The sequence below is a fragment of the Geobacillus sp. G4 genome, assembly GCF_040327975.1.
GTDB lineage: Bacteria > Bacillota > Bacilli > Bacillales > Anoxybacillaceae > Geobacillus > Geobacillus thermoleovorans.
Window position 1 is genome coordinate 26,446 of record NZ_JBEPJY010000016.1, and the last position, 13,546, is coordinate 39,991.

The 13,546-nt window shown below is 49.2% G+C and carries 12 protein-coding genes and 2 tRNA genes; all 14 read right to left on the reverse strand.

Going from position 1 to position 13,546, the window contains the following annotated elements; translation table 11 throughout:
• Positions 1-313: 313 nt before the first annotated feature.
• The gene (locus ABS784_RS14545; protein WP_011229690.1) at positions 314-919 is read right to left on the reverse strand and encodes a kinase; all 606 of its coding nucleotides are present in this window, start codon (positions 917-919) and stop codon (positions 314-316) included.
• 26 nt (positions 920-945) lie between these two features.
• A complete protein-coding gene (locus ABS784_RS14550) occupies positions 946-1,959 on the reverse strand; it encodes an ABC transporter permease (RefSeq protein ID WP_352512972.1) in 1,014 nt (337 codons plus the stop codon).
• On the reverse strand, positions 1,959-2,840 hold the full coding sequence (locus ABS784_RS14555) for an ABC transporter permease subunit (RefSeq protein ID WP_352512974.1): 882 nt from the start codon (positions 2,838-2,840) through the stop codon (positions 1,959-1,961). Before ABS784_RS14555 ends, ABS784_RS14550 begins: the two co-directional genes overlap by 1 nt.
• Positions 2,841-2,921: 81 nt before the next feature.
• Entirely contained in the window at positions 2,922-3,443 is a 522-nt protein-coding gene (locus ABS784_RS14560; RefSeq protein WP_008881522.1) for a hypothetical protein, read from the reverse strand.
• A gap of 777 nt (positions 3,444-4,220) precedes the next feature.
• Positions 4,221-4,700: a flavin reductase family protein gene (locus ABS784_RS14565; protein WP_011886640.1), complete on the reverse strand. Its 480-nt coding sequence runs from the start codon at positions 4,698-4,700 to the stop codon at positions 4,221-4,223.
• 325 nt (positions 4,701-5,025) lie between these two features.
• Positions 5,026-6,828, reverse strand: a complete 1,803-nt coding sequence (glmS, locus tag ABS784_RS14570; protein WP_352512977.1) for a glutamine--fructose-6-phosphate transaminase (isomerizing) — start codon at positions 6,826-6,828, stop codon at positions 5,026-5,028.
• A 547-nt stretch (positions 6,829-7,375) separates the two neighbouring features.
• A complete protein-coding gene (gene glmM / locus ABS784_RS14575; protein ID WP_352512978.1) occupies positions 7,376-8,725 on the reverse strand; it encodes a phosphoglucosamine mutase in 1,350 nt (449 codons plus the stop codon).
• 28 nt (positions 8,726-8,753) lie between these two features.
• A complete protein-coding gene (locus ABS784_RS14580; protein WP_050368067.1) occupies positions 8,754-9,992 on the reverse strand; it encodes a CdaR family protein in 1,239 nt (412 codons plus the stop codon).
• Positions 9,985-10,806 (reverse strand): diadenylate cyclase CdaA, encoded by an 822-nt coding sequence (gene cdaA / locus ABS784_RS14585; RefSeq protein ID WP_352512980.1) that lies wholly within the window; start codon positions 10,804-10,806, stop codon positions 9,985-9,987. The genes ABS784_RS14580 and cdaA overlap by 8 nt, the downstream gene beginning before the upstream one ends.
• A gap of 72 nt (positions 10,807-10,878) precedes the next feature.
• Positions 10,879-11,490, reverse strand: a complete 612-nt coding sequence (gene rsiW / locus ABS784_RS14590; RefSeq protein ID WP_011229663.1) for an anti-sigma-W factor RsiW — start codon at positions 11,488-11,490, stop codon at positions 10,879-10,881.
• A gap of 14 nt (positions 11,491-11,504) precedes the next feature.
• Positions 11,505-12,068 carry an RNA polymerase sigma factor SigW gene (sigW, locus tag ABS784_RS14595; protein ID WP_011229662.1) on the reverse strand — a complete coding sequence of 188 codons (564 nt, stop codon included), beginning with the start codon at positions 12,066-12,068 and terminating at the stop codon, positions 11,505-11,507.
• Between the two features lie 200 nt (positions 12,069-12,268).
• Positions 12,269-13,168, reverse strand: coding sequence for an arginase (gene rocF / locus ABS784_RS14600; RefSeq protein ID WP_033024492.1), 900 nt, complete (start codon positions 13,166-13,168; stop codon positions 12,269-12,271).
• Between the two features lie 148 nt (positions 13,169-13,316).
• Positions 13,317-13,389 (reverse strand) — tRNA-Ala (locus ABS784_RS14605).
• A gap of 6 nt (positions 13,390-13,395) precedes the next feature.
• Positions 13,396-13,467, reverse strand: a tRNA-Gly gene (locus ABS784_RS14610).
• Positions 13,468-13,546: the final 79 nt, after the last annotated feature.

The following is a 13,546-nucleotide window of genomic DNA, read 5'->3' on the forward strand; positions in this document are numbered from 1 at the left end:
CCATCCCGGAAAAAGCCGCCGTTCGGCCCGTCAGGCCCGATTCTGCTATTTAACCGCACTCCCCCCAATTACTCGTTTTTCATCGACAGCCAGTGCTTTCGCGGAAATCATAATAGGATACCCTCCTTCAATCCATAAATTTCATCAACACCTGTCTATCATTATAAAAGAATGAGGGCACTTTCAATGGTTAGATCAAGACAATTCGTTGATTATTCAACAAATTGTATGAAATTATCGATGATCGATTCGATGTTTTCTTTTCCAACATCGTCATCCTCGCAAAGGAACAAACCCTACCAAAGATTCCCGATCATGAGGTCATATCGAAAACAACATCCGCCCGTTTAATCGGCTCTTCGGTTTCCAAATAATAGTCTTCTGCTTTCCAATACCGGTTGATGAACTTTTGGATGTTTTGTTTCACTTGATCGTTTTCACGGGCAAAGCGAATCTCCCGCGGACAATCCAAATAGACGACGAAATCAAAGAACGGCCTCCATTCTTTCCTTTGCAGAAAAACACCTTCAATCATGATCATGTCCGAATCAGAGAGATAAACCGTTCGCTTGGAGTGCGTATCGGTCTCATGATCATAAAACGGAAGGGTCAGCTGGTGGGATGCTTTGAGTTGACGGAACAACTGATGCGTTAGCCACTCCACATCCCACTGTAAATAATAATATTCAAACCATTCCTCGTTTCCCGTATGATAACGTTTGGCTCGCTCGACAATATGATCATCCATGTGAAAAACGCACACGGAGATGCCTTGCTCCCGCAACGTTTGACTCAGCTGATTGGCTAATGTCGTTTTGCCCGATCGGCTTAGCCCATCAATCCCGAGGACCAATCGGCCCGCTGTTTTTATCGCCAAAATGGTCTTGCATAAGAAGTCGATGCGATCACGCAACTCCATCCCCCCTCATGTATTTTTAGGATAGCCTATCTATAAAGTACAAATTCAAAATCGCCCTGCTGCGGCGGAAAAGAAGCGGTTTTTCCCGATGAACTCCATTGCTTTTTCCGCTGCTTCCGTTTTCCTTTTCCAGCAATTACTTGCTCTAACCCTTTCCCCATTAATTTGAAGGCAAAAATCGCAACGATAAAGGCCACACACGGCCCGACAACAATCCATTGGTCAAGCATCATTTCCCGATAGGAAAGACCGATCAAGCCGGACCATTCATTCGAAAGGGAGAACGCCACCTTCTCGGGAGGGCCCAACCCATCGGAATCGTATATAACTTTTACGCCTCCTAGCAATATTTGAAACGCCCCGAGATGCACAAGCAGCAAGAGCGACTGCACAGTCTGCTGGGTAAACAGCAAAAACAGCCGCGGCCGCATATACGGGAGAACGTGCTTGCGGATGAGCCAAACGTTATCAGCTCCCATCAGCCGGGAAGAAACGACAAATTCATTTTGCAAAAAGACAGCGATATCATTGCCGATGACCAGCATTAACGGCGGAAGCGCAACAGCCGCAAGCACCAATAGTTGTTTTATCAACACTCCCATTCCAGCTCCTTGCTCCTCCAATGGAATGAAAGCAAAAAAGAGCATCGTTAAAAATATCGCCGGCACAAACCGAAAGGCGCGGACGATGGACTCGGCAATAAAACGAAATTTCTGTAAATAAAAAGCATACATGATTCCGCCGACCGTCCCGAACGCCAGCCGCAGCAAACTGACCGCCAATGCGGTGAAAATCGTATATTTCGCCCCATCGATGACCTTCCAAAACACATCTTCGCCTTGGCGATCGACGCCAAACGGATGGGCCCAGCTCGGCGGGTACGGAGGAACGTCAACGAGCCGACCAGCCTCATTGTAGATCTGCTTCGGCGGCTGTGGAATGATGTCTTTCAGCCAATAAGAATAGAAAAAACTGGCCAGCAATAGACCGGCCGCGATGATAAACCCTGTCGTAAAATAAACGTTGCGGAATGCACGCATCACGCTACACCCCTCTCTATTCCCGTCAAATAAGCAATCACTCGTTTCCCGGCCACATCAATGAGGTAAAACGGCAAAAACAACATGGCAAGACCGATAGCCACTACTTCCGGCGTATGGCGCTGCTCATACAAAAACCGGAAAAATCCATGCATATTAAACAAATATTCCGCCACTAACAAGTTCGACAGCATAAACCAAAACAAATATTGGACGTTAGAAAACACGGTGATCAGCGCGTTGCGGAACATATGGCGCCATAGCACTGCCGTTTTTGACAATCCTTTCGCTAGCGCATATTCGACGTATGGCTTGTCTTTTTCCTCCGTAAACGCAAGAAATGTCATTTGGAACAGCAGAATGGAAGGCAAAATGGAAATCATGACAATCGGCAGCACGTATACATTGTCAAAACCGGCAACAGGATTGACCATAAGCAAATCTGTCTTTTTAAACACCCAGATGACAAACAGTTGCGTAGAAAAAATAAAAATAACATCGGGGATCGACTCAAGAAAAAACGCGATTCCTTTAACCATTTTTTGCAGCGGACGCGGAAGCAAAAAGCAGATGTAGGCTCCCGTAACGGCTATAAGGAAGGAAACAGCCAGCGCCCCCCATAAAATAATAAGGGAATAGGCATACGGCTCCATCATCGTTGAGAGCAGGGGAGCATTGTGCCATTGCGAGAGCGAAACCGTTATATCACGAATAGAAAAAAAGCTCCAAAACAGCTGCTGAAATTGCTGCCAAAATACCGTGACCATTTGCGGGCTCGGAAACAAGGAATAGCTTTGCGCAAACGCGATAATCGCCATAATCGTGAAAATGGTAAGCAACAAATCCGCCAGCACCGTCAAGGCGAGTTTCCATTTCTTCATAAGGCTGATCCCCCTCCTTCGGAGCATGGGCAACCGATTGCTTGATGTTCCTTTCGGCTGTAAGCTGCCAGTGCTTGCATTTTAATAAGATGGTGCCGGGGGAGGCAATGTTTCTGCTAACATGGATTGCTGTCCTCCCATTCCATCGCCTATTTTCAAGATGCGGTCATACATTTTAATTCCTACATAGGTTTGTCCGTCTGTTTGATATTCTACTCTGCCCGACGAGTCTTTTTTGATAAGCTCTCCCTTTTCACCATACTTCTCTTTTACGTGCTTCGGCTGCAGTTCTGGCAAAAACATCACATCCAGCTCATATTCCTTAGCTCGCTCCGGTCTTTTCGCGCTCCATGAATAACTTCCGTCTTCCCCAACGTTTACTTTTTCCTCGAGTACCTGTTTGCCCCCCTCGATTTCTTTCATCACAATTTGCACGACGGCGCCTTTTGGCAGATTGCTGTTTCCGCTTAGCACCACTAGGTCACCGATTGTTTTGACCGCACCACCTAATTTTACCGTTTGCTCCACTTTCGGTTTGGCACAGCCAACTAGCACCAATAGCAACAACAACGTAAGGACCACCGTCATTCGGATATCCTTCATAAAAACCCTCCTTATATGTATGTATAAGCATCTTTTAAAAAGAAAAATAGTATACGATGTGAAATATTAGGTTAACCATTTCGTTCAAATGAATCTGATAATCTTTATCCGACGATAAACAAGGCTTCCAAAAATGATTCGGAAAATTCTTTAATATTTACGCCCAACCATCACTATTGCTTTTTTGTTGTTTCTTAAGTTCAACCATGATATGACCAGCTTTGGTATATTTCTAACAATGGTAAATCATTATGATTCTCGGTTTTGTGATGAAATGTACAGTGTCTGGCGAAATGGCCTCTCTTTTAGAAGTATGATGTCAAAGGATTGTTGTTGAAAAACTAATTTTTCCATTCACTCTTGGAGACAATGGGGGATCTGCATCACTAATTGGTTACCTTCGTGTATTTTTAGGTGGTTGCTCTGAAATCTTCCATCAATTAACATAAGACTTAGTTCTTTAGGATTTTTCATCCCTGTACTAATCTCGATTTCTTCTGACTGATTTATCACATATAAATAAGGTGTACTATGAACTTTAGATGTATGAAAGAGGTATGCAACTTTGATATATATTATTGATTCATTGATGTTTTCTAAAACAAGCTGATCATTATTCCTTTTATCGTTGTTTATTAACATAATTTTAAACGTTAGTTCGATTGCTAAAGATGAAGTAGGCTTTTTCCGCCTGCTTCATCTCATCCATACAGTGGTTTCTATATCCGTTCCTTTCGCAACCGCTTATAACAGTCTTGTACGTTAGGAGTACCCCAATCACCCTCCGTAATAAAATCCGGTTTCCTTCAGTGTCAGCGGATCTCCTTCCCGATGCACACCGGCATTGATGACTTCGCCTACATAAATATAGTGATCGCCTTTTTCTACTTTTTCGACAACTTTGCACTCAAAGAAGCTGAGCGCATCTTTAAAAATCGGACATCCTGTTTCTTCGGTATAGAATTCGTACCCTGCCAGCTTATTTCCTTCCGGTTCTAAAGATTTAAAGAAAGCGGTGACCATATCCTTCTGGCCTGTTTCCAAAATATTGACGCTAAATACGCCACTTTTGGCAATTTGCTCTTGGGAACGGGTGCCTACTTTCACTGCAACCGCTACCAATGGAGGATTAAAAGACGTTTGTGTCAGCCAGTTTCCCGCAAAAGCATTGGCAGTACCGTTTTCATCTTTTGTGCCGACAATGTATAAACCGTATGTAATTCCACGTAAAGCCGTTTTTTTCGCCTTGGCATCCATGTATGGAACTCCTCCTTCCGTAAAAATCGTGTTTTTCAGTTGTGTAGATGTTCTTATTTTCCATTTTATCCAAGCTAATTATATCTGTCTAGCTTTTCATTTTTAAGAAACATAGGGAGATTTCACAACTTACAATACAGCGGACGAACACAAGTTTTCAAGAAAACGAAAGATGGCATAATCCTTTATTGAAAAAGTGGATGGAAGAATACCCCTTAAAAAAAGTGGGTGTCCCAAAAGTAGAAAATGGGACACCCTCATTTTAAAGAGTCCAGTATACAACTTTTTTGTCACTTAACAACAGCCTTTCCGACCAACGAACCGCTCACTCTACCGTCACGCTCTTCGCCAAGTTGCGCGGTTTGTCGACGTCGCAGCCGCGGTGCAAGGCGGCATAGTAGGCGATCAGCTGCAACGGCACGACGGAGACAAGCGGCGTAAGATCCGGATGGACGGATGGGATGATAAAGCGGTCGCCGTCGCCTTCCAGGCCGCGCATCGAGATGACGCACGGGTTCGCGCCGCGGGCAACGACTTCTTTTACGTTGCCGCGAATGCTCAAATTCACGTGCTCCTGAGTGGCAAGCGCAATCACCGGCGTGCCGTTCTCAATCAAGGCGATCGTGCCGTGTTTCAGCTCGCCGCCGGCGAACCCTTCCGCTTGAATGTACGAGATCTCCTTCAGCTTCAGCGCGCCTTCTAGGCAGACATAGTAGTCAACGGCGCGGCCGATGAAAAAGCAGTTGCGCGTCAGGGTCAAGTAGTCGCTCGCGATGTTCTCCATTTCCTCTTTCGCATCGCACAGCATTTCCATCACATTGGCGACGATGGCAAGCTCTTTCGTCAAGTCAAAGTCCAGCTCAAAGCCTTTCGCTTTTGCCGCGGCCGCCGCCAAAATTGCCAACACGGCAATTTGCGCCGTATAGGCTTTTGTCGAGGCAACGGCGATTTCCGGACCGGCGTGCAACAGGAGCGTATAATCGGCTTCCCGCGACAGCGTCGAACCTGGGACGTTCGTGATCGTAATCGCTTTATGGCCGAGTTTGTTCGTTTGCACGAGCACAGCGCGGCTGTCGGCCGTTTCGCCGCTTTGCGAGATAAAGATGAAGAGCGGCTTTTCCGACAACAGCGGCATGTTGTACGAAAATTCGCTGGCGATATGCACTTCGACTGGTATTTTCGCCCACGACTCGATCAACTGCTTGCCGACAAGGCCTGCGTGGTAGCTCGTTCCGCACGCGACAATGTACAGGCGGTCGGCGTTCAGCACTTCGTTGATGATCGCTTTGTCAATGGCCAATTCACCGTTGGCATCTTGGTATTTTTGAATGATGCGGCGGATGACGAACGGCTGCTCGTCAATTTCTTTCAACATGTAATGCGGATACGTTCCTTTTTCAATGTCGCTTGCATCGAGCTCGGCCGTAAACGGCTTCCGTTCGACTGTCTCGCCGTTGAGCGTTTGAATCGTGACGTTCTCGCTCGTGACGATAACGAGCTCCCCATCCATCAGTTCGACGAATTGATTCGTCACTTGAAGCATCGCCATCGCGTCGCTCGCCACGACGTTAAACCCATCGCCCAAGCCGACGAGAAGCGGGCTTTTGTTTTTCGCCGCATAGATGGTGTTTTCGTCTTGCGCATCGATCATGGCGATGGCGTACGATCCTTTTAGCAGCGAGAGCGTTTTTCGGAACGCCTCTTCCGTTGCCAGTCCGTCGTTGACGAACTTCTCCACGAGCTGAACGATCACTTCCGTGTCCGTGTCGCTTTGGAATGTGACATCGGCCAAGTAGTCGCGCTTGACCATTTCATAGTTCTCAATGACGCCGTTATGCACGAGCGTAAAACGGCCTGAGGCGCTTTGATGCGGGTGGGCGTTCACTCGGCTTGGCGCCCCGTGTGTCGCCCAGCGTGTATGGCCAATGCCGACCGTCGCGTTGACGTTCGGGTCGACGATGCGGCGCAAATCAGCGATCCGTCCTTTTTCCTTAAACACATGCACGCCGCTTTCGTTCAATACGGCGATCCCCGCCGAATCGTAGCCGCGATACTCGAGTTTTTCCAATCCGCGCAATAAAATTTCCTTCACATCTTGATAACCGATATAGCCAACAATGCCGCACATGGCAAATGTTCCTCCTTTTCATCTTGGAGGCTGCCGCTAACGAGAACCGTCTTTCCTGTTCAGTTGTCAAAGAACATGTTCGGGGTCTCGCCGTCAATGCGGCAGACTCCCTTCTTCGTTTCGCGCGATGACATCCTCCCCTTTGTGCAAAGGGTCACCCCTTTGTTTTAAGAGAGGACTTGCGGCTGTCATCGCTCCAGCCGGGAGGCATCCGCCGAAAACCTCGATAAACCTCCTCCTCGTCAACTAAGCGTTCTTCCGTCCAACGCTTAGTCCAGGCGCTTTTGTCTCGTCAAAACCGATGCAACAACCAACCACCTTTTTGCTTTGTTGGCCATGCCTACGGTTGCGGCAAGCCATCACTTCACCATGTTCCGCTCTTCGCCCTTCCATCGCCTCCTTTCAAGAAAAAGGCAACAACGTTAATATTACAGGACATTCCCAGCGGCGTCAACTATCATCTATCCATCCCTTTATATAAAATAACCTATGCATAAACGGAAGCGAACGTTCCGTCTATGCATAGGGTGGTTGTCCAAGCGGTCGGTTATTCCACTCCCATTTCACGGCGGACGACATCCGCGATCCGCTCAACGTAGGCGCGGCACGCTTCCTCGGTTTGGGCCTCCGCCATAATGCGCACAAGAGGCTCAGTCCCCGATGGGCGGACAAGAACGCGGCCATTGCCGTTCATCTCTGCCTCCACTTCCTGGATCACTTTTTTCACTTGTTCGTTTTCCATTGCTTTTTCCTTATCGGCCACCCGGACGTTCACAAGCAGCTGCGGGTATTTTTTCATTTCCCCCGCCAATTCGGAAAGCGGCTTGCCTTTGATTTTCATGATGTTGACAAGCTGGAGCGCCGTCAACATTCCGTCCCCCGTCGTGTTGTAGTCAAGGAAGATGATATGTCCGGACTGCTCGCCGCCGAGATTATAGCCGTTCTTCTTCATTTCCTCGACGACATAGCGGTCGCCGACCGCCGTTTGTACACTTTTGATTCCCTGCGCCTCAAGCGCCTTGTAAAACCCAAGGTTGCTCATGACCGTCGAGACGACAGTTTGGTGCTTGAGGCGGCCGGTTTCTTTTAAATATTTGGCGCAAATGTACATAATTTGATCGCCGTCAACAATGTTGCCGCGTTCATCCACGGCGATGAGGCGGTCGCCATCGCCGTCAAAGGCGAGCCCGACATCGGCTCCTTTTTCTTTGACAAACGCCGCCAACGCTTCCGGATGGGTGGAACCGACTCCTTCGTTAATGTTGAGCCCATTGGGCGAAGCCCCCATTGTCACGACATCCGCATCCAAATCGGCAAATAAGTACGTCGCCAGCGATGACGTCGCCCCGTGCGCGCAGTCGAGGGCGATTTTCATCCCGGAAAAATCTTCTTCATCGATCGTTTGTTTTAAATACTGCAAGTACTTTTGTCCGCCTTCAAAATAGTCGTTTACTTGCCCAAGCCCAGCCCCGATCGGCCGCGGCAGCATATCCTCCCCATTGTCGATGAGTGCTTCAATTTCGGCTTCCTGCTCATCCGACAGCTTGAACCCGTCCGGACCGAAAAATTTAATGCCGTTATCTTGCACCGGGTTGTGCGAGGCGGAAATCATAATGCCGGCCTGCGCTCCGAGCGCCTTCGTTAAATAGGCGACGCCCGGGGTGGAAATGACGCCAAGGCGCATCACCTCGACCCCGATCGACAAAAGCCCGGCGACCAGGGCGCCTTCCAGCATATGGCCGGAAATGCGGGTGTCGCGCCCGATCAGCACTTTCGGGCGCTCAACGCTTTTCGTCAGCACATATCCGCCGCAGCGGCCGATTTGAAACGCCAACTCTGGCGTCAATTCGCGATTTGCGACTCCACGTACACCATCAGTGCCAAAATATTTGCCCATTCGGTCACTCTCTCCTTACTTGTACAATTTATTGTGCAACTGCTTTTTCGCTAATGTGAACCATCGCCGTTTCTGATGACGGCTGCCATTGGACTTGTTCAGGGTGGTTCCATTGAATAGGAACTTGATGTTCACCAGTGTCAAGTCCACTCACATCGACATACAAATGAATATCGTCTTTTGTCAACCCACGGACGGCATCGGGCGGACCGACAAGGCGGATCGTAATTTTGCCTTCAAGCGGTTTGACAAATTCAGCTTTGTATGAATCCGGCAAGCCGACGACAGCGATCGGCACGTCTTTCCACGTTTGTGTGACATCTTTTTCTACATCAATATGCACCTTGATTTTGTCTGGATTGACGCTTTTTGCCCCATCAGGGAGCGGAACGTTGAGCTCTACCGTCGAATCATCCGTAATATCGTCCAAATCAACGGTCAACCCTTCCAGCTTGTCAATACGGTTCAGCACATCCTTCGGCCCATAAATCGTCACCCGCTCCGGCTCCGGATCAACGCTGACAAGATGCACCCCATCCGGCAGCTCCCCGGTTGTCCCCACTTGAATCGGCACCGTTTTGCTCGGGCTTTCCACCGGAACGGTCACTTCAACGGTCGATGGCTGCAGCTCGACATTCATTTCATTGCCGTGCCGGTCATACACCCGAACCCGTGCTTCCCTCGTCAGCGTTTCCGTCGCTCCCTCCAAGTCGACGATCGCTTTGACAAACGAAATCTCGTCAATCAGCTCTCTCGCTCCGGTAATCGTCACAGCGCCCGGCTTTACGGTCGGCTCTCCGACAGAGTAGCCATCAGGCATTTTGTTTCGATTGAAAAATTCGACGCCGACCGAAAAGCGTTTCGATACTTTTTCACGGATCGTCACTTTCACTGAAGCCGGCTGGATATTCACCTTCAGCTTTTCCGAGATGTCCTTGTATTTGATCGGCACCGTGTATGTTCCTAACGGCAAATCGGTTAAATCGACGTACACCTCGAAATTTCGCTGCAAAGCCGTTGGTTTGACGATGCTTGCCGGGCCTTGGAGCGTGACGTTCACATATTTCGGCACGCCGGACACAACCAAGTTTTCTTCATCATAATAAGCGACAACCGGGATGTCGACTAACGTTTCCGTATCCTCCTGGCCAAACGTATTGCGCGTTTCCCCTGTTTTCGCCCCGACATTGGCCGACATATACAGCATAATCGCCAGCAATAAAGAGACGACACGAATAAACCAAGGATGGTCCATCAACTTATCCATGTTTCTTCCCCCTCCATTGCCAACGGGAAGAAGCGGACGCCTTCGTCGCAGGAGCAAGTTCCCCCGTTAACAGCTCCCGAAACTCATCGATCGTTAAATCACGGTACAGCTCGCCGTTTTTCGTCAACGATACTGCTCCTGTCTCTTCCGACACGACAACGGTGACGCTGTCCGTCACTTCGCTGATGCCGAGCGCCGCCCGATGGCGCGTCCCGAGTTCCTTTGAAATGAACGGACTCTCCGATAGCGGCAAATAACAAGCGGCCGCAGCGATTTGATTTTTTTGAATAATCACCGCTCCGTCATGAAGTGGGGTGTTCGGAATGAAAATATTAATGAGCAGCTCCGGCGATACATGTGCGTTTAACATAATGCCGGTTTCGACATAATCGTTCATTCCGGTTTCCCGCTCAATGGAAATCAGCGCGCCGATGCGTCGCTTCGCCATATACTCGGTCGCTTTTACAATGGCCTCCACCATTCGCATCCGCTCTTCATCTTCATTGACCGTATTGCGGGTGAACAGCCGTCCGCGGCCGAGCTGCTCAAGGGCGCGCCGCAATTCTGGTTGAAAAATGATGATGATCGCGAGAAATCCCCAAATGATCGCCTGATCCATCAGCCATTGCAGCGTTGTCAAACCGAGATAATTGCTCACGAAACGAACCAAAATAATTAAAAAAATGCCTTTTAACAGCTGAATGGCCTTCGTCCCGCGAATCATCATGATCAACTTGTAAATCACATACCAAACGACAAGGATATCAACCACTTTTAACAAATATGACACGATGGGGAGCTCTCCGAAGGACATCTTCACACTTCCTTTATCTCTAATTCCAATCTGTTGATGGCCACGGAAAAAGCCATCGAACGATGGCTGCCATCATTCAATCGATTGGAGCGCACGATTGAACCTTTCTTTAATATTATACCAAATCCATTCAAACACTTGATTAATTTCCTCCACTTCCCCTGTCACTTGCCCGGCGGACGCCATATATTTCTTTCCATGGATCACAGTCACGTCCCCATCAACCGTTCCTTCAATCCGAATCGAGCCATTGCGGACGACAATATCCCCTTTGACCGTTTCTCCTTTCGGCACGATGACAGTATGATCGCGGATGATGACATGTTCATCAGCTGAGACGGAAAACGCGCCTCTTTCCCCCCATGAAGAAGCTAAGCTGCCTAAAGTGAGCGCTAAAAACAACGAGGCAGCCGTAAGCAGCGGGTGGCGATGCAGGAAGCGGCGCAGCCGCGCGGTCTTTCTCTCTTTCGGCATCGCCTCCATAACCTTGGCTGCAAACGACGGCGGCGCCGCAACGTGGGCGGCATATTGGAGGAAAGCAACCGTCTTTTTCAGCTCGTGAAAATGGGCAGCGCACGCAGCGCACGAACGCAAATGTTCTTTCAGCTGCTGCTCTCCTTCTGGCTGGAGATCTCCATCAAAATAGCTGTGCATGAGCAACACGATTTCTTTCGGACATTCCATAGTCTCCCACCCTCTTATAAATGACCCAATTGCCTGCGCAACGCTTCGCGGCCGCGATGCAGCCGCGTTTTCACCGTGCCGACCGGCAACCCTAAAATCTCGCTGATTTCTTGCAAGGACAAATCTTCCATATATTTCAACACGATCACGCTTCGATACTTTTCTGGCAACTGCTCAATCGCTCGCTGCACCGTCTCTTGCAGCTCCAGGCTTTCCACTGCCTCCTCCGGGGATGCTTCGCGGGAAGGAAGCTGAGCCTGCATCGTCAACCCGTCCGTGCCTCCGACCTCTTCATCTAAATACACGTCCGGCTTCCGTTTCCGCAATTTATCGATCGTCAAGTTCGTCGCGATCCGGTACAGCCAAGTGGAAAACTTCATTTCTGGATTGTACGTATCAATATGGATGTAGGCGCGGATGAACGCCTCCTGCGCCGCATCTTCCGCCTCATGCCGATTGCCAAGCATTCGATAGCAAAGGCGGTAAATCTTGTCCTTATACAAATCGACAAGATCCGCGTATGCGTTTTGATCCCCTTTTTGGATCGCCTTAATTCTCTTTTTAATAAATAGATCCATAAAATACAATACCCCCGCCTCACGGCTTACTGTATATTACGGCGCTCGATCAAGAAAAGTTTCATGCAACATATTTATTGTATCATACAACTGAAAAAGAGGGGACGCCAAACAAATGGCAGCCCCTCTTTCGCAAACAGCGGGAACAAATCATCATCATATCCGTGAATCCCGCAACCAACCCTCTTTGCCCACATGCATTAAATGAGTTTTTCACCAAACAACGACCCCATCAGCGCTACAGCAACTGATGCTGTTTTGTTCCGCTCATCCAAGATCGGGTTCACTTCGACAAATTCCGCTGAAGTGATGATTTGTGCTTCGGCCAGCATCTCCATCGCCAAATGGCTTTCGCGGTATGTCAATCCTCCAATGACAGGCGTTCCGACTCCCGGTGCGTCGCTTGGGTCAAGGCCATCCAAGTCAAGCGACAAATGAACGCCATCCGTTCGTTCTTTTAAATAGGTGATCGTTTCTTCCATCACCCTTGTCATTCCGAGCCGATCAACCTCATGCATCGTGTAAATTTTGATTCCTTTTTCGCGAATAAACTTCTTCTCCCCTTCATCAAGGGAACGGACGCCGATCAACACGACATGTTCCGGCTTGATTTTGGGGCTGTATCCGCCGATTTGCGTCAGCGCCGGATGGCCAAACCCGAGGCTCGCCGCCAGCGGCATGCCATGAATGTTTCCAGACGGCGACGTTTCCTCGGTGTTGACGTCGCCGTGCGCGTCATACCAGATCACTCCAAGCCGCTCATAATGTTTCGCCACCCCGGCGATCGTGCCAATGGCGATGCTATGGTCGCCGCCTAACACAAGTGGGAAGCGCCCCCGCTGAACGACTTGGTCAACCGCCGCCGCGAGTTTCTCATTCGCCTCCGCAACCGCTTTCAAATTGCGCAACCGTGAATCTCCTTGCTCGTGCAACCGCTCTGCTTTCCCAATCGGAATATCTCCCAAATCTTCAATATCGTAATGAAGACGTTCCAGACGTTCGATGACGCCTGCATAACGCATTGCGCTCGGCCCCATATCAACGCCGCGGCGTGTCTGCCCTAAATCCATCGGAACCCCGATAATTGAAATTGGCTTCATGCTGTCTCCCACTCCTTTCCGGTTCCTGTTACGTCTTTATTGTAGAGGAAAGAAAGGGGATGACTCAACTTGACAAAATTTTGAATATTTATACCGATATAACAAAAAAGAGCAGGCTGCTTGTGGTTGTCAAGCAGTCTGCTCTTGATGGAGCCTATCGGGATCGAACCGATGACCTCCTGCGTGCAAAGCAGGCGCTCTCCCAGCTGAGCTAAGGCCCCGCCCCAAGCGGAAGACGGGACTCGAACCCGCGACCCCCACCTTGGCAAGGTGGTGTTCTACCACTGAACTACTTCCGCGCTATGGTGAGCCATGGAGGACTCGAACCTCCGACCCTCTGATTAAAAGTCAGATGCTCTACCTACTGAGCTAATGGCT